A 17,596-nucleotide genomic window follows, 5' to 3' on the forward strand; every position below is an offset into this window, starting at 1 on the left:
ACTCCCGCGCCTTCGCTTGGGCTACACCCGCCGCCGGCCATCTGTTCTGAATATTCGCAAAATAACAGTTCATCCATTATTTCGACGAGCTACCCTACTGACTTACACAAACTTCTTGACGCTACCCTGCCGGCGTTTCCATCGAGCAAAAACTGTATTTTTGCAGGTTTTCTTCGTGCAACCGGGCAGATTGTGCGACCAGCTCAGGCGTGTGAGTCTAGGCAGCCTGCGCACGTGTAGTTTTTTCGACGGAAACGATTGGTTTGAGGAAAAGCCTGCAATAGTGCATGATGTCTCCTGTCATGATGGGGCTGAGCCCCGAATATCCGCAAAAAACCACACGATTGCAGGCATTTTTCGAGGCAGGCAGGCCTCCGAGCAAATGCAGCCAGATCTAAATCGGTGGATTAACAGGAAACCGTACATACTTAAAGCTCTGAAACTATCAAACGATCACCCACATTTTCAGAGCTGACGCTGCACTAGCGATGCACGATTTTCATCTTCATGGGTTGCCGCCCACAGCGCCACGGGGCTTTTGCAGCTTTTCTCCGCGTCGCACACGATACACCTGCTCCAGGCGGCGGGCGGGTCACCCTTCCGCAGGCTTTTCACGCCCACGCCACGCACACCATACACACCATGTCAACCAAACTCCACCGAAACCGGTTGCGCCGTCTGCGAAGGTGAACGGTCGATCGCTTTTAGACAACCGGCTGCGCCATCCGTGACGCTCGGTCAACCGCTTTTAAAATTAGAAATAGCTGGAAGAGCAATTGCTTCTTGTTGCATTCTGTGGCAAGATAATCGAAGAACCTAACAACGATTGAAAGAACAGGAGCCATTCATCTATGTCCAAACCGTTTTTCCGATTGCTAACGGAGCTGTCGTCACGCAAATGGGTGTCGCAGTTGACCGGAGCTTTTGCCAAATCCAAAGCGAGCAGGCTGTTCATTCCGCGATTTGCCCAAACGTACGGAATTCGCATCGAGGACGCCGAGAAGCATATGAAGGAATACGCTTCTTTGAACGATTTTTTCACCAGAAGGCTGAAGCCCGGACTGCGGCCCGTCGATGAAGACACCACCCGCCTCGTAAGTCCGGTCGATGCGAAGATTACAGGCATAGGCGACATCAAGGACGGCTTGATCGTGAACGTAAAAGGTCAGGATTATACGATCGACGAACTGCTGAATCGCTCTCCGCGGACGGTAAACTACCGGAACGGCTTTTATTTCGTTCTTTATTTAAGCCCTACCGACTATCACCGCATTCACTCCCCTGTGACCGGAGAAGTGCTGGAGAAGGAGCATGTGCCCGGCAAAGCGTACCCGGTGAACGAATTCGGCCTGCGCCACATGCGCAGAGTGCTCAGCCGCAACGAGAGGCTGATTACTTTCATCAGGCACGAAGCCGGCGAAGTGGCCGTCGTCAAAGTCGGAGCGCTGAACGTCAGCAGCATTCGATATGCCGAACCGCTGCCGAGCCATCTGGAGCGCGGACAAGAGCTCGCCTATTTCGAATTCGGCTCGACGGTCGTGCTGCTGCTTGAAGAAGGCATGTTCCGGCCCCGCGCGGACCTACAGGTGGACAGCAAGGTGAATATGGGAGAATCGCTTGGCATCTTCCTACATAAATAAACAGCCGGCCGCTCGAAAGGAGTGAAGAGAACATGGCTTCATCGACAACTGCGTCTCCGAAACCCGGTTCGCACCGGCTGCATGGCACAGGAGATGTCAAACCGACCGTATACCGCATTTTGTTTGCGATAGGTCTCGTGCATTTGCTGAACGATTCGATACAATCCGTTATACCCGCCATCTTTCCTATTTTAAAAAGTGAGATGGGCTTAAGCTACACCCAGGTCGGATGGGTACAGTTCGCCATCAACTTTACGGCATCGATCATGCAGCCCGTTGTGGGCCTATATACGGATCGCAAACCTTCTCCCTACATGCTGCCCATCGGTATGGCCTCCACGCTGATGGGCATGCTGCTGCTCGCCTTTGCGCCCGCTTACTGGGCCGTGCTGCTGGCCGTCTGTCTGGTCGGTCTGGGTTCGGCGGCCTTTCATCCCGAAGGATCGCGCGTCTCCCATATGGCGGCCGGAGACCGCAAAGGCTTGGCCCAATCGATTTTTCAGGTCGGCGGCAATGCAGGGCAGTCTTTGGCTCCCGTTATGACCAAATGGATTTTCATTCCGCTCGGCCTGTTCGGCTCGATCTGGTTCACCGGCGTCGCGGCGCTGGCGATCGTCGTGCAAATGTACATCGCAAGCTGGTACAAATCCGTATTGCGGGACGCCCCTGCGAAAGTCAAGCAAGCCGTCAAAAGCAAAGTCAATCCGCAGCGGCGCAAGCAGGTGTTGTTTGCGATCTGCATCCTGATTTTTCTCGTCTTTGTCCGTTCCTGGTACGGAGCGGCGATGAGCGGGTATTTCGCATTTTTCCTGCAGGATAAATACGGAATGTCCATAGACCGCGCGCAGGATTTCATTTTCCTCTTCCTTGCCGCGGGAGCTGTCGGAACGTTTTTCGGCGGGCCGCTGGCCGACCGGTTCGGCCGAAGAAATATCATTTTCTTCTCCATGCTCGGATCGGCGCCGTTTGCCCTGCTTTTGCCGCACGTCGGCTACACATGGTCTTATATCATTCTCCTCATCATCGGCTTCATTTTGCTTTCGAGCTTTTCCGTGACCGTCGTCTACGCGCAAATGCTGTATCCCGGCAAAGTAGGCACCGTGTCCGGTCTAGTGACCGGGCTTGCCTTCGGGATGGGCGGGATCGGCAGCGTCGTCCTCGGCAATCTGTGCGATACGCTCGGCACGACCCGCGTGATGGAACTGTGCGCCTTCCTGCCGCTGATCGGCATCCTGACCTTCCTGCTCCCTTCGGACCGCAAGCTGAAGGAATGGACGGAAGAAAGCGCGGCATAACCGCCGCCCGCTCCACGCAAAAAAACCTTGTCCGGCGAAGCCCGCGTTTCATAACGCAGCGCTCGACGTACAAGGTTTTTTGGTTTATTCGTGATGCGCTTCCTGCTCGCGGGCGCTTTTGCGTCTGGCCACGCCCGACTCGTAGGCCGCTTCCATGACCGCTTCGCGCACTTTTTCCACCACGGCCGAATTGAACACGCTCGGAATGATGTAGTATTCGTTCAGCTCGTCGTCGCTCACGACGGAAGCGATCGCCTTGGCCGCGGCCAGCTTCATTTCCTGGGTAATACGGGAAGCCCGGCAATCCAGCACGCCGCGGAACATGCCCGGAAAACAGAGCACGTTGTTGATCTGGTTCGGATAATCCGAACGCCCTGTCGCCATAACGCGGACGTAAGGCTCCGCTTCCTCCGGCGTAATCTCCGGAGTCGGATTGGCCATGGCGAACACGATCGGATCCGCCGCCATTTGCTTTACGTCATCGACTTTTAAAACGCCGGGACCCGACAGCCCGATAAAAATATCAGCCCCGGAAATAACGTCCTTCAAAGCGCCCCGCTGCTGATGAGGATTCGTATTTTGCGCGTACCATTCCCACGCCTCGCTGGCGTAACTTTCACCACGCACGAGCGCTCCCTGACGGTCGACGCCAATCACGTTCGTGACGCCTGCGGCCAGCAGCATTTTCGTGCAGGCAATCCCTGCGGCTCCAATGCCTGTAACGACCACTTTGCAGTCCTCCAGCCGTTTTCCGGTCAATTTGACCGCGTTGAGCAGACCCGCCAGCAGAACGACCGCCGTTCCGTGCTGATCGTCGTGGAACACCGGAATGTCGAGTTCTTCAATAAGCCGGTTCTCAATTTCAAAACATCTCGGAGAAGATATATCCTCCAAATTTATCCCGCCGAAAGCAGGAGCGATCGCTTTTACGGTGCGAATGATTTCTTCGGTATCCTGCGTATCCAGGCAGATCGGGAAAGCATCGACGCCCGCCATCTGTTTGAACAGCATCGCCTTGCCCTCCATGACCGGCATCGCCGCTTCAGGGCCGATATTGCCAAGTCCGAGCACAGCCGTCCCGTCCGATACGACGGCAACCGTATTCCGTTTAATCGTCAAAGAATGCGCCTTTGCAGGATCTTCGTGGATAGCCATACAGACCCGGGCGACTCCCGGCGTATACACGCGGGACAGATCGTCCCGGTTTTTGATCGGCATTTTCGGACTCACTTCAATTTTGCCGCCAAGATGCATCAGAAACGTCTGATCGGAAATGTTGACGAGCTGCACGCCGGGAAGACTTTTTAACGCATTTACAATGTTGTCCGTTTGCTGCGGATCGCTAACTTTTACCGTAATATCGCGCGTTGTCGTCGTTTTGCTAGCCCGGGTCACGTCAATTGCCACGATATCGCCGCCGGCGTCTCCGATCGCTGTTGCAACTTTACCAAAAGTCACCTGTTCCTTGTGCATTTCCAGACGCACAATGATACTGGTGCCGCCACCATTCAGCCCCGCCATAAAAAGGATCACTCCTATGCGAATTTTGATTGCCATTGAACTTTACAATCATAGCATAATTGCTTCCTTCGAACAAAAGTCCCGTCCGTTTCGACGCTGAAACCAATATATGCAGCCGGAATCGTTAGGAACCGGACACATAGATCGGAGCTATTTTTTCAAGCAAGCTTTTTATTTGTGCCTGGCTCAGCGACCCGCTGTATTTTAAAATCATGGCAAGAATGTCTTCGATGCCAAGCCGATTGTCCCCGTTCGTATCCCCTGCCGGTTCCATAATCAGATAAGGCTCGGCCTCCGAACCGATTCCCGAAAGCACCGTAAACCCTTCTTTCAAATGAATGACAGGCCGCACGTCGTGATCCATCGGATAAAAGTAAATGCGCTCCATGCCGTCGTATACGCCTGCTATGTACCAATACACGTAAGAGCTTCCATGAATAGGATTCATCAGCCACCAAGGTTTGTTCTCTGTGCCGTAGTACAGCCTGACGCCCCTATCCCTTAATTCCTCATACTTGTCAAAAGATAAAAGTCCCACGTTCGCCGTCACACTATGGGATTCGTAGTTCGAATCGTACTCCGCGTTAGGATTGTCGCCCCCCTCGTATTTCAACGGGGTATTGTCAAACTCGTAGGGAACGATCCACTTTTTGTTAGCCCCCAAACTTTCGTAGAAATCGTGGTTTACATAATAAGCGACCGTTCCCGGCACGCTTTGTTTAAATTCCAGAAGATCGCCTGCCTGCTCCCACTGATAAATACCGCCGCCGCCTGATTGCCTTTCCCAGGGCATTGCGCCCAAGCTGTCTTTCAAGAGCAACTCGCCCCTTTCAGGGTTGATCACAATCCAGTCCTTATCGGCAAATTTGACGATGGCGCCGCGGCGCGCATCGCTCAAATGTTCGGGCATGGGAATGGAAGCCGCAAGCTTGTAACCTCCGTCACCGTCCGAAAGCGCAAATAAATCCGGATTCACATGAATAACCGGGCGGACGATCATCGCCTCGTTCAGAGCCGACGTCTCCAGCAAACTTTTATACGGACTCACATAGTAGACGCTTCCCGTAACGGAGGAAGTCATCAAATACCAATTGCCCCTGTACGGAAAAGTTTCCGAAACTTCTCCGCCAAGGAGTGAATCTTTGATCGCCAAAAAGCGGTCTTTGGACAAAAGCCCGACTTTCGCTTGCACGGTCATGTTCGGATTGTTATCGGTCGTCGGCCAGTTGTAATTTTGAATCCAGGCAAGCTGTTCGGGCGTACCGGAATAAGTGAACAAGTTGTTGTAAAAATCGGTATTCAAGTATTCCGCAACGGAGCCGGCTGTGCCGGGGTTAAACAAAGCCTGGCTTCCCCACACGCGCTGCCTTGAACTGCTGACCTCGCTCAAAAGCAGCTCCCCGCTGGCCGGGTCGGTCAACTTCCAGTTGTAATCCCCATACTGGATTCTGGCGCCGGGAGATACTTCTGTTAAATGCTGAGCAATGTCCCCCGCGCCCGGCAAGCGGGCAAAGCCGGCCACGGGCATCAGCATGAACAGCGCCCCCAGCAAAGAAGCCAAAAGAGCCGTGCGGTACAACATTTTCATCCTCATTGTCCACTCTCCTAAACTAGCAAATCTTTGAAATCGTATGAAATAAATTATACATGAATGCCGGCATAAATGCCGACATAATTTGACAAAATCATTTAAAAATTAATATAACTTTCTGCCCAGACCTGCCGCATCCGCTCCACCCCAAGGCGCATCTCCTCCGCGGAGAGATGCGCGAATCCGAGGCATGCCCCCGCGCGCCCCGGGGGTAGCCCATAGCGGCCGGCGCCGCTCCACGACACGCCGGCGCGGCGGCACTCGGCTGCATAGCGGGCATAGGCGCGGGGGTCCCCCCGCCACCAGCCGAACAGATGCAGCCCCGCATCGCTCTCCACCCACTCGAAGGGGGTGGAGAGCTGCTCCTGCAGCAGCGCCTGCAGCTGCAGGAACTGGCCCGCGTACACCCGCCGCATGCGGCGCAGGTGACGCTCGTACCCGCCGCTCGCCATGAAGGCGGCGAGCGATCTTTGTTCGAGCAGCCCCGAAGGGTGCGGCTCGAACAGCCGCTTCGCGGCGGCAAAAGCGGCGTGCAGCGCCTCCGGCAGCACGGCGTAACCGATGCGCAGGTTCTGCAGCATCGTTTTGGAAAAGGTGCCGATGTAGACCACCCGGCCCTCCTGGTCCAGCACCTTGAGCGGCTCGATCGGCCGCCCGCGGTGCCTGAATTCGCTGTCATAGTCGTCTTCGACGATGACAGCGCCCTGCTCCGCCGACCACCGCAGCAGCTGCCGGCGGCGCTCAAGGCCCAGCACAGCCCCCGTCGGGAACTGGCGGCTGGGCGTGACGAACAGCAGCCTCGCGTCCCACGGCTGCGGCACAAGCCCTTGCCCGTCCACCTCGGCCGGGACGGGCACGCCTCCGGCCGCCGTCACGGCGCGGACGGCGCCGGAATAGCCCGGGCGCTCGACGATGACCGGATCGCCCGGCTCCACGAGCAGCTGGGTCAGCAGCGCGATCGCCTGCATCGACCCGTTCACGATCACGATGCGCTCCGCGGGCGCATCGATCCCCCGCGATCGCCGCAGGTGCCGGGCGATCGCTTCGCGGAGCGCACGATGCCCCTCCGCGGCATACTCTTCCTCGTGCGGCGATTCCGTCATCCGCCGCACCTGCTCATACACGCAGCGGTTCCACTGCTGCCGCGGAAAATAAGCGCGCGACGCCTGTCCGAACTGAAACGAGATGCTCCGCCCCCTCTCGACTTCCCCCGTTTGCCCGTCTTCCGCCGGATCGCCGGGCCACCCATCGTCCGTTTCGAGCCGCTTGGCCCAACCCGATAGCTCCAGCGGCTTGCCAGGGGATGGTTTGCGCTCGCCCGTGCCGCCCTGGTAGACGACAAACGTGCCTTTGCCGACCTTCGCCTCCAAATAGCCTTCGGCAATCAGCATATCGTACACCTGATTGACCGTCCCGCGCGAAATCCGGTACATGGCGGCAAGCTCCCTGGTCGACGGCAGCTTCGAATCCCGTTCCAGCGCCCCCCGCACGATCGCGTCATGCAAAGCATGGTACAGAGCCAAATATTTACTCGGGTACATGTCCCGGTACGAACCAAAAGGAAGATGAAAGTCCATACGGCCCCTCCTGTCTTTTATCTGAAAAGTGGTACATAAAAAATCGCATAAAATGGATCTTTTGACGAACCCATATGTCCGTTATTCTATTACAAACGAATCCAACGCAAATGACAAGGAGAACATGAAATGAATCTCACCCCTCTTACCCTGGAAGGAGAGCGCGTCATCCTCCTTCCTTTGGAACTGTCGCACCTGTCAGGTCTCGCGGAAGCGGCGGGCGATCCGGCCATCTGGACTTATATGGAACCGCTGCTCGAGCCGGCCGCTTTGCAGCGCTTCGTCAAGCATGCCTTGCAAGAGCAGGAGGCGGGCCTCGGCCTTCCCTTCAGCGTTTTTGATAAAGATACGAACAAGCTCGTCGGCAGCACGCGGCTGTTTGACATTTCCGTGCCCCACCGCCATCTGGAAATCGGCCACACCTGGTACCATCCCGGCGTATGGCGGACGCGCGTAAATACGGAATGCAAGTTTTTGCTGCTCCGCCACTGCTTTGAGGCGCTGGGCACCGTACGGGTGCAAATCAAGACCGATCTTCGCAATCTTCGTTCGCAGACCGCCATAGCAAGGCTCGGCGCGCACAAAGAAGGCGTTTTGCGGCAGCATCGGGTGCTGCACGACGGTTACATCCGCGATACGGTCATGTTCAGCATCATTGATCGGGAGTGGCCCGATGTGAAAGAACGGCTGGAAAACTTTCTGAACAAAAAAAATGGGCGTACGCCGTGACGTTCCCTTTCGAAGATGATATAATAATTCCTAAAAATGAAAAGCTCATTGGAAGGAATGACCCTAACCTATGAATCCTCTGGCACGACAGTTAAACGAGACCTTGGAACGTGAAAATTCTCACGTGTACGACATGCTTTCGGCATTAGGCAAATCCATTTACTTTCCGAAGGAAGGCATTCTCAGCCAATCCGCTGAAGCCAAGGCGAAAGCCAAGAAATACAATGCTACTATCGGTATCGCCATTGAAAATGGACAGCCTATGCACTTGAAGGTCATCCAAGACACCCTCTCCACTTACGCGCCAAAAGATATATATGAATACGCTCCTCCTGCCGGCAAACCGGAGCTGCGCGCCGCTTGGCGCAAAAAAATGCTCGAGGAAAATCCGAGCATCGCGGACAAACGGATCGGCAATCCGATCGTCACCAACGCTCTTACCCATGGGCTCAGCATCGCGGCCGATTTGTTCGCGGACGCGGGCGATGCCGTTATCATTCCCGACAAAAACTGGGATAACTACGAATTGACTTTCGAAATCCGCCGCGGAGCAACAATCGTCAATTTCCCGCTCTATAACGAGCACAACCGGTTTAACGCAGCGGGACTGCGCGACGCTTTGCTGGCTCAACAGTCGAAAGGCAAAGCCATCGTCGTTCTGAACTTCCCGAACAATCCGACCGGGTATACGCCTGATGCGCAGGAAGGCCGGGAAATCGCCGCAGCGATCCGCGAAGCCGCAGAGGCGGGCATTAACGTCGTAGCGTTGACGGACGACGCTTACTTCGGCCTTTTCTTCGAAGGTTCCTTGCAGGAGTCCCTCTTCGGACAGTTGGCCGGTCTTCATCCGCGCGTATTGGCGGTCAAAGTGGACGGCGCGACGAAAGAAGAATACGTCTGGGGCTTCCGCGTAGGCTTCATCACTTACGCCGGCGGCAGCGATGCGCTTCTCGCCGCTCTGGAACAAAAAACGATGGGCATTATCCGCGCCACGATTTCCAGCGGACCGCACCCGTCGCAAACGTTCGTGCTGCACGCCTTGAATTCGCCTGAGTTCAGCGAACAAAAACAAGAAAAATTCGAAATTATGAAAGGCCGCGCCAACCGCACCAAAGCCGTCCTCGACAGCGGCAAATTCGATGATGCATGGAGCTACTATCCGTTCAATTCCGGCTACTTCATGTGCCTGAACTTGAAAACCGTCGATGCGAAAGTGCTGCGCCCTCACCTGATTGAGCAATACGGCGTTGGCACGATCGCACTCGGAGAAACGGACCTTCGCGTCGCATTCTCCTGCATCGACGAATCTCAAATCGAGGATCTGTTCAACTTGATCTATCAAGGCGTCAAAGATATAGAAACCGTTGCCGCCAGATAAGAGCCGGCACAACGCAAAAAAAGCACCTTTCTAACCGCCGTTAGAAGGTGCTTTTTCCCATATCTCTGGCATAATCGGCTATTTCCGCGTATTTATGCCGGAAAATTTCCGCGTTCATCGGCTTGGCGTACAAATAGCCCTGCACGACTTCGCAGCCGAGCTCGCGCAAGCATTCAACCTGCTCCCTGCTCTCCGTCCCTTCCGCCAGCACGGAAATTTCCATCGATTTCGACATGTCGATAATCGCTTTAATAATGGCGATATCATCGGAATCGTGAGGAATATCCCGGATGAAAGAGCGGTCGATTTTTATGAGATCAATCGGGTAGCTTTTAATGTAAGACAAAGATGAATAACCTGTCCCAAAATCGTCAACCGATAGATGAAGGCCGGTTTGGCACAATTGATTCAGCAGCTCAAGCGTTCCGGGATCGTCCCGCAGCAGCATGCCTTCCGTAATTTCCAGATACAAAAGCCCGGGGTCCAGCCCGGTTTGCACCAGCACTCTCCGGACCGCGGAAATAAATCCAGGCTCATGAAGCTGCCGCGGAGAAATATTGACGCAAATATGCATCCTCGGCAGCCCTTTGGATTGCCATTCCACCATTTGCAGGCAGGCCGACTTCAAAACCCATAACCCGATCTCTACGATTTGGCCCGTATCTTCCGCCAATTGTATGAATTCGCCGGGATAGATAAGCCCCCACTGAGGATGGTTCCAGCGCAGCAGCGCCTCTGCTCCGACGATCTCCCCCGTTTGGTTGTTCACCTGGGCCTGGTACCAAACTTCGAACTCGCCCCGGCCCAACGCGCCGGCAAGATTTTTTTCCAGCAAAAACGAGTTGTACGACGCCGTTCTTTCGGCAAATGGCTGATAAATTCTAAAATTGTTTTTGCCAGAGCGCTTGACGCTGTAACCGGCAACCTCCGCCTGCTGCATCATTTCCGACTCGCTTTGCCCCGTGTAATAAACCAAACCGATGCTGGAGGTTAAGTAAAACACCTCCCCGTTAATTTCCCAAGGCTTCCGCAAGGCATTCAGCAGCCGGTCGGCTACCTGCAAAGCCTCCTCCTCCGCATGAAGGCCCGACAGAAGCAGCATAAAACTATCGCCCCCTACGCGAGCAACGGTGTCCTGCTCCAGCATACATTCTTTAAGCCGGGCCCCCATCATCTGCAAAAAATAATCTCCAGCCTCATAACCTAGCGATTCGTTCAAATTTTTGAACCGATCGCAGTCCAAATAGAGCAGGGCAAACGACTCTTTCCGGTCTTTAACGCGCTTTATTTGCTCGGCCACTTTCAACGTCATAAACCGCCTGTTGGGCAATCCCGTCAACGAATCGAAGTAAACCATTTGCTCCAAGGAATGAGCATAATTTTTAATGGCGGTAATATCTCTGGAAACGAACATAACATACTCGATTTCGCCTTCGACGTTCATAATCGGGTTGATATGGGTCTCCAACCATGCATAGCTATTTTCCTGCACACTCCAAACTCTTGCTTCCAGCGTAAGAGATTTGCGCTCGCGAATACTTCTCTGATAGTGATCGATAAGTTTAGGCAAATCTTCTTCATGAATCAAAGATTGCATCGAGATTTGCTCATTCTGAGTAAATTTCCGGTACGATGGGGACAAAAAGGTCAGCTTGCCTGTTATATCGCGCAGACAGATGAAATCGGACATATTATCGGCGATCAGCTGGTACCGAAATTCGCTTTCCCTAAGCTTGTCTTCCGATCGCTTATGGTCAATTGCCATGCCCACAAGCCTGGAATAGCCCTCTAGACTCTCGACATGGCGCAGCTCCGGTCTGGACACCGTTCCGGCGTACATCGCGAATGTACCCAGCACTTTGCCGCTGTGCGAAAAAATAGGCGTAGACCAGCAGGAGCGAAGGCCGTGCTCCAGCGCAATTTCGCTGTAACCGATCCATAAGGGATCGGTTGCAATATCCTCCACGATAACCGTTTCACCGCAGTATGCGGCTTTGCCGCAAGAACCGACATCAGACGCAATGCGGCTTCCGTTAATAAAAGCGGTATACGCCGCCGGAAGCGAAGGCGCCGACGCCGTATGCAGCGTATTTGTCTCCTCGTCCACGAGCAAAATCGAACAAATCCGGTTCTGATGATTCTTTTCGATGATCGATACAATGCTGTGCATGATCTCGTTCATGCATGTTCCTTGAACGATCGTCTCCAGTATTTGAGCCTGTTCGTGTTTCAACTGCTCGGATACTTTCTGCTCGGTCACATTTTGCGCGAGAAGAAAGCCTCCCTTATGTCCCCCCATTTGCAAACGGAAAACGACGGATACGTCTAAATAAATGACCCTGCCGTCCTTGCATGTACACGCTGCGGAGAGCGGCCGCTTGCTTGTTTCCGCATACTGCCGCGGATTTGCAACCATATCTTTTAAACGCGCGTGGAAAGCAGCGTCGGACCGGAACAGATCCGTTATATCGGTATTTTCAATTTCAGCAAAAGCATATCCGAACACAGACAATCCCACTTCGTTAGCTCGGGTAATGCGTCCTTCCGCATCAAAAGAAAAAATAGCCGTCAAATCATTATTATGTAACGATAGAAACAAATCTTGATATTCTTTCGAAAGTCTCGCTTTTCTCGCATGCAACCAATACGTTAAAACGGCGTACAAACCGAACATGGCAATGAGAAAATAGAGGGCACTAATTGGAAAAGGATTATCGGGCATAACACTCTTCATCCTTTCAAAAGAATCCATCCAACATTTACTATATCACAGATTCGACATCATTCTTCAGAATTCTTCTTTTTTAAAAGCCAACTGCAATCGCGACCGCAAAAAAAGCAAAAAGCCTTGATCATCAAGGCTTTTTGTGCAATATTAATGCAGTGCCTGCAATGCTGTTAGCGCTTACAGCGATTTACTCAGGCCGCTATCCTTTCACTTGTACGATCACCCGTTCGCTGGAGGCGACTCCAGCATAGTTGACCAGCTCGGCCCGATATTTATAGGTGTCGGGCTGCTTGTTCGCAATCGTCGTCACTGATGCCTCTGCGCCTGCGGCGTTTGATCGGTCAGCGTCTGCGTATCGATGAGCACGCCATTTTCATACAGACGATATTCGGCGCCGTTGTTGCCCCACCACATGTTCATGTTCACCTTATAGCTGCCGTTATACAAAAACGTATAGCTGTTTGAACCCCCGTTGTTTGTAATTGTTACAGGCTCACTCGGCGTCATCGTCGCAATCACGCTGCCGCTTGTCAGAGCAATGCTGCTGTAGGTAATGGCAGCGGTTGGCGGAGTCGCATCCGCCGTTCTTACCGATGCAGTCAAACCGGTTGCGCTCCAATTCCCGGCGCTGTCGCCAGCCGTTACTTTGAACGTGTAATTCGTGTTTTCCGCAAGTCCGGATACATCGCAAGCGTACACATTTCCCGCTTCGGTGGCGAGCCAACGCCCTTCCGCATAAATCCGGTACTGAGCGACGCCTACATTGTCCGCTGCTGTGGGCCAGTTTAAAGTAAGCGACGCGGGGCCCACATTCGCTGCCGTGGCAGGCTTCCGTCAGGCCACACCGAGGCCACAGAATCCGCGGAGCAGCACTGAAAGCATCGAAATAGCCTGTTATGCCTCCGTCCAGCACCGCGCTATTCGCAACGCGTAAGACTGCCGCTGTTCACTTTTATCGTGAATAACTTCCAATCGCCGCTGTTTCCGATAATCGTCTGCCCTATCGTTTTCTCCGCCGTATCCAGCACTTTGAATACGACTACTTTCGTGGAATCCCCGTTTTTGTTCGTTTTGGCATAAAGGGAAAATATGTAATCCGTGTTTTGTTTTACACTGATACCCTGCCTGATTCCTCTATAGCCACCCTTGCCCGACAGCTTCATGGATTGGATGCCGTTTGCCGTATGGTTTTGCTCTGTCGTAAAAGAAAATGGAGAAGCCGCGTCCCCATAGCCATAAGACCAGGGCACAGTGCCTGTAGTTGCAATTTCAAAATCGGGGTTCAGCACCAGGTTTGTCGGCCTCTGGCCGGCGGCTCCGCCCGGCGGTTTATTGTCGGCTGCCTGGTATTCAAAAGCGCCGATATCGGGCTGCCCGTAGTACAACGGATTGCCCCAGAAATCTTTGCGCTGTTGCCCGGTACTGCTTTGCCGGCGTTCAGCGCCGGCGACTCCGGCTTCAGATGGTATCCGTCGAGACCTGTCTTCCAATCTCCGCCTTGCCCCGGAGCCACGAATAACGGATCCGCTGTGATTGAATAAGGATCGTCGGGGATAGCGCCGGTCCCGGTATAAACGTTGAAATCGTATACAATATCCTACTGGTACATGCCTCCGGCACCAAACAAAATATTGTTCCATATTTTCGCGCCCTCGCTGTAGTCTGTGCCGCCGTCGCTGCTTATTTTGATAAAACAAGCCGGACAGTAAATATCGTTGGCAATGGTCAGAAAAAATTGTCGTGGCTGTAATTGTACTGGAACACGATGCTGCCGCCATTGTAAATGTCCGAATCCAGCCCTTGGCCGTCTGAAATTTCTTTCACTGTTCTGGCCAGTTCGTTATATTGAAAAGTGGCATTTTCTACGCAAGTCGGGAACATGCCCGCAATCCATTTAAACCCTTAGCCGTTGATCCCGGCGGCCAAAACCGTATTGTACTCGACCAGCACGCTTTTGGCCTGCGCTGCGATAATTCCGTCACGTCCCGTTTTGTTGACGATATTGTTGCTTATGACGATTCCATCGGAAGTGCCTTCAGAAAAATGGAAAATGCCCCCGCTCGTTACATCGTGCACATTGTTGCCTGATACGAGCACATCGTTAAAAATGCCGTAAAATTGTATGGCGGCTGATCGCCAAACGTCGCCATCGGTGCTTTTGTGAATGCCTTTTAGGTTATGAACATCCAGATTCAGCAGTTGAATGCCATGCAAAGGTGCGCCTGTCGAGCCGGACTCGTTGCCATGAACGAAAATTCCGTTTCTTTTGTCCGGCAATGCAGCGTCATTTGTAATTTCCAGGTTCTCAATCGTCCAATATTCCCGCATATGAGAAATGCACGAAAGCGGCAGGCAACAGAGAATTTAGAATAGGTATAGCCTATCTTCGCTACAAAGAACAAGCTAGAGAACAACTATGGAGTGAAGAAGGCAGAGCCCTATCTGTGCGTCGGATGATAGAATGTGAAAGTGTGTTTGGTCAGAGGAAAACAACCAGGGCTTCCGTCGATTCCTGCTTCGCGGCTTACCCAAAGTAGGCTTAGAGGTCGGGTGGCTTTCGCTTGCCCACAATTTGCTGAAAAAAGCAGCAATATGCAACAAAAGCATAACCGCTATGCAAGGTTAACCCCTTGCATAGCGGTTGATTTCACAAATATCTTGGCAAATAAAGAACGGGGCTGAACGAGCAGTAGCTAAAATTACTTTCGGGGCAGCCCTAGCAAGTTTGATGGTTCAAGGAACCCCTTGTCCCATCTGCCTTGGCGAATGCCAAGAGGCTAATTATGTACCAGGAGGAAGTTGAAGGCCTTCCTCTGGCGTAATAATCGCTTTGGCATTATGCGGACGTGCAACGATACCGCCCTGACTAAACTCCAAAATATCGTCCATTATTATGTTCATACCAATCTCGGAAAACTTTTCAATAATCACTCGCGCACGATTTTCCCTTGTCCTGCGCACTCTTGTCAGAAGTTGATTTAATTCCTCAATCTTAGTCAACTGGTGCCCTAGAATATCTATTGTTTTACCTTTATACTTGGTGCTTAATTCTACTTCGGAAATTATACTTCTGCGCCAATCTCATGGCCAATCCATTGAGCTTCTATAACTCCGTCAAAGGTATCTTTAACTTGATCTGTTATTGCAATAACCTGCAGGCCAAGGCTCTGCTGCTTTCTCCCTCTTCTAAAAATTGATCTCTGTGTCTTTCAGCAGCGGGTGTTTTTGATCTTTATCCGAAAGAATCGGTTTGGAAGTTGGCCAATCAATATCAAGAGCCGGGTCATTCCACATAATACCGCGATCATGCTCTTGTGAATTGTAGTCATCAACTTTGTAAAATACTTGTGTATTCGGCACAATCGTACAGAACCCATGAGCAAAACCTTTCGGAACAGGAAGCTGGCACTTATTGGCTTCACTGATAATAACCCCAACCCATTGACCAAAAGTAGGTGATTCCCTGCGAATATCAACCGCAACATCAAAAATCGCTCCAGATGCCACTCGAACAAGCTTTGTTTGGGCTTTTGGATCTAGCTGATAATGCAAACCGCGCAGGACACCCGTTTCTACGGATAATGAATGATTATCTTGTACAAAAGGAAAATCAATCCCATGTTCCGCGAATTTTCGGCTACTATAGCTTTCCATAAAAAAAAGATTGTCACCATGGACATCGGGCTCAATAATTTACAGTCCTTGAAGCTTTGTTGAAATAACTTGCACGGAGAGCACCTCTTATAATATTAATTATAATTTCAATAAATATCCGACATTCCTTAAAAAACCAATTTTAAAAAATTTATGTTTGAGCACTGTAAAAACTTTTTTTAAATAAGTTGCCCTTTCAAGCTTTAAAAACTCCGTTATAACTTCTTTATGAACCTGGTCAAGTTTCGTACCATAGGAATTCAAAAAATTCTCTGCCTGCAAGAAATTCGGTCTTAGCGTGTATTCCTTTTCAAATGCTTTCTTAACAACATATTGAAGATTAAACTTCTTAGCACCAACATTATTATCAAAATGCTGCCTATACAAGACTGTTTTCTGATGTAGCGGTACAATTTCCCCGAAAACACTAGCAACCAATCCTATCCACCAATCATGCATGATTGCGTCTTGATGGATCGGTACACATTTTTCCGCTAGTGATCGATTTATCATCATCGTACAACCTGTAATCACATTTTGGACGAGTAGTCTATTTATTGAATCCTTACTTGGATCTAAATTTTGGTATAGCCAAAAAGAAGGTGCAATTTCCCTAAGCGTGACGTCTACAACCTTTAAATTCGTATGAATTAATACAGGTAGCTTATTATTCTTATTCTCACTGGATTGCATCTTGTTTAAGGATACCTCGAGCTTTTCCGGTAGCCATATATCATCTTGATCAGCAAACATAAAGTACTGATTGCGGGTTTCTTGTAGTGCAAACTGCAACAACAAGCAAAAACTCATACAAGCTCCGACGTTTTGATTCGACTCAATAAGAATAGTCTGAGGATGAGATACCTTAAATTTTTTGATTAACTCAATTGTATTGTCACTCGATCCATCATCACGAACATATAGATGAAAATTATTATATGTTTGCTGTAATAATGAATCCAAAAAATCCTGCAAATAAGCTTCACCGTTATATGTAGATAATAGAATGCAAATTTTTTGCTGCTCCACGATTGAGTTTTCTCCCCACGGCTAACGCTTTTATTTACTTCATTTTAATTCTTTAGAAATATTACGCTTATAATTTTAGTTTACCAAATTCCTTACCAAACACAATGTTATTGGCTAATTCATTAGCTTTCGCTAAAGAGGCATGTGTGCCAGCGTAAGTCCACCAGCCTTTGAGGATATCGTAAGTCAGTTCACCGCGCTGAATATACGCATTGTTTGCATCAGCGACTTCAAGTTCACCTCGGTCTGATGGCTTTAATTTTTTAACAATATCAAATATGGTACTGTCGTACATATAAATGCCATAGTTGCTTTTAGGCTGATCAGGCTTTTCTTTAATTGATACAATTTTATTACCATTCAGTTCAGCAACTCCAAAACGCTGCGGATCATGTACTTCTTGTATGAGAATTTTCGTACCCTTTTGAACTCCGGTTTATTAACTGTCCTTACG

15 protein-coding genes and 2 pseudogenes are annotated in these 17,596 nt (G+C 51.3%); 5 read left to right on the top strand and 12 right to left on the bottom strand.

Going from position 1 to position 17,596, the window contains the following annotated elements; all coding sequences use genetic code 11:
• The first annotated feature begins 851 nt into the window (after positions 1-851).
• Together asd and AC3G2T_RS35370 are read left to right on the top strand one after the other, a co-directional pair.
• The gene (gene asd / locus AC3G2T_RS35365) at positions 852-1,640 is read left to right on the top strand and encodes an archaetidylserine decarboxylase (protein WP_488438413.1); all 789 of its coding nucleotides are present in this window, start codon (positions 852-854) and stop codon (positions 1,638-1,640) included.
• Positions 1,641-1,672: 32 nt separating this feature from the next.
• The gene (locus tag AC3G2T_RS35370; RefSeq protein ID WP_488438414.1) at positions 1,673-2,935 is read left to right on the top strand and encodes an MFS transporter; all 1,263 of its coding nucleotides are present in this window, start codon (positions 1,673-1,675) and stop codon (positions 2,933-2,935) included.
• An 84-nt stretch (positions 2,936-3,019) separates the two neighbouring features.
• On the opposite strand, the gene AC3G2T_RS35375 is transcribed toward AC3G2T_RS35370, so the two are convergent.
• From AC3G2T_RS35375 to pdxR, 3 genes are all read right to left on the bottom strand, one after another.
• The gene (locus tag AC3G2T_RS35375; protein WP_488438415.1) at positions 3,020-4,456 is read right to left on the bottom strand and encodes an NAD-dependent malic enzyme; all 1,437 of its coding nucleotides are present in this window, start codon (positions 4,454-4,456) and stop codon (positions 3,020-3,022) included.
• 124 nt (positions 4,457-4,580) lie between these two features.
• On the bottom strand, positions 4,581-6,050 hold the full coding sequence (locus AC3G2T_RS35380) for a hypothetical protein (protein WP_488438416.1): 1,470 nt from the start codon (positions 6,048-6,050) through the stop codon (positions 4,581-4,583).
• Between the two features lie 95 nt (positions 6,051-6,145).
• A complete protein-coding gene (pdxR, locus tag AC3G2T_RS35385) occupies positions 6,146-7,624 on the bottom strand; it encodes a MocR-like pyridoxine biosynthesis transcription factor PdxR (protein ID WP_488438417.1) in 1,479 nt (492 codons plus the stop codon).
• 129 nt (positions 7,625-7,753) lie between these two features.
• Between pdxR and AC3G2T_RS35390 the strand changes: the two genes are divergently transcribed.
• Positions 7,754-8,353: a GNAT family N-acetyltransferase gene (locus AC3G2T_RS35390; RefSeq protein ID WP_488438418.1), complete on the top strand. Its 600-nt coding sequence runs from the start codon at positions 7,754-7,756 to the stop codon at positions 8,351-8,353.
• A gap of 70 nt (positions 8,354-8,423) precedes the next feature.
• Positions 8,424-9,731, top strand: coding sequence for an aminotransferase class I/II-fold pyridoxal phosphate-dependent enzyme (locus AC3G2T_RS35395; RefSeq protein ID WP_488438419.1), 1,308 nt, complete (start codon positions 8,424-8,426; stop codon positions 9,729-9,731).
• A gap of 40 nt (positions 9,732-9,771) precedes the next feature.
• Here the strand turns inward: AC3G2T_RS35395 and AC3G2T_RS35400 are convergent, their stop codons facing one another.
• From AC3G2T_RS35400 to AC3G2T_RS35420, 5 genes are all read right to left on the bottom strand, one after another.
• Positions 9,772-12,453 (bottom strand): bifunctional diguanylate cyclase/phosphodiesterase, encoded by a 2,682-nt coding sequence (locus AC3G2T_RS35400; RefSeq protein WP_488438420.1) that lies wholly within the window; start codon positions 12,451-12,453, stop codon positions 9,772-9,774.
• Positions 12,454-12,765: 312 nt separating this feature from the next.
• Positions 12,766-13,269, bottom strand: coding sequence for a fibronectin type III domain-containing protein (locus tag AC3G2T_RS35405; RefSeq protein WP_474680661.1), 504 nt, complete (start codon positions 13,267-13,269; stop codon positions 12,766-12,768).
• Positions 13,270-13,376: 107 nt separating this feature from the next.
• Positions 13,377-13,949 (bottom strand): carbohydrate binding domain-containing protein, encoded by a 573-nt coding sequence (locus tag AC3G2T_RS35410; protein ID WP_474680662.1) that lies wholly within the window; start codon positions 13,947-13,949, stop codon positions 13,377-13,379.
• Between the two features lie 235 nt (positions 13,950-14,184).
• Complete coding sequence (locus AC3G2T_RS35415) at positions 14,185-14,340, bottom strand: hypothetical protein (protein ID WP_474680663.1); 156 nt, start codon at positions 14,338-14,340, stop codon at positions 14,185-14,187.
• Between the two features lie 21 nt (positions 14,341-14,361).
• A complete protein-coding gene (locus tag AC3G2T_RS35420; RefSeq protein ID WP_474680664.1) occupies positions 14,362-14,787 on the bottom strand; it encodes a right-handed parallel beta-helix repeat-containing protein in 426 nt (141 codons plus the stop codon).
• On the opposite strand from AC3G2T_RS35420, the pseudogene AC3G2T_RS35425 reads away from it, so the two are divergent.
• Positions 14,781-15,085: pseudogene (locus AC3G2T_RS35425) on the top strand (transposase); the annotation flags it as partial. The gene AC3G2T_RS35420 and the pseudogene AC3G2T_RS35425 overlap by 7 nt on opposite strands.
• 155 nt (positions 15,086-15,240) lie before the next feature.
• Here the strand turns inward: AC3G2T_RS35425 and AC3G2T_RS35430 are convergent.
• The 4 genes and pseudogenes from AC3G2T_RS35430 to AC3G2T_RS35445 all read right to left on the bottom strand — a co-directional run.
• Positions 15,241-15,390 (bottom strand): hypothetical protein, encoded by a 150-nt coding sequence (locus tag AC3G2T_RS35430; RefSeq protein WP_474680665.1) that lies wholly within the window; start codon positions 15,388-15,390, stop codon positions 15,241-15,243.
• A 255-nt stretch (positions 15,391-15,645) separates the two neighbouring features.
• A complete protein-coding gene (rfbC, locus tag AC3G2T_RS35435) occupies positions 15,646-16,152 on the bottom strand; it encodes a dTDP-4-dehydrorhamnose 3,5-epimerase (RefSeq protein WP_474680708.1) in 507 nt (168 codons plus the stop codon).
• Positions 16,153-16,212: 60 nt separating this feature from the next.
• A complete protein-coding gene (locus AC3G2T_RS35440) occupies positions 16,213-17,142 on the bottom strand; it encodes a glycosyltransferase family 2 protein (protein WP_474680666.1) in 930 nt (309 codons plus the stop codon).
• Between the two features lie 67 nt (positions 17,143-17,209).
• Positions 17,210-17,566, bottom strand: a pseudogene (locus AC3G2T_RS35445) (sugar phosphate nucleotidyltransferase); the annotation flags it as partial.
• Between the last annotated feature and the right edge of the window lie 30 nt (positions 17,567-17,596).

It is taken from the genome of Paenibacillus sp. sgz302191, from assembly GCF_057749925.1.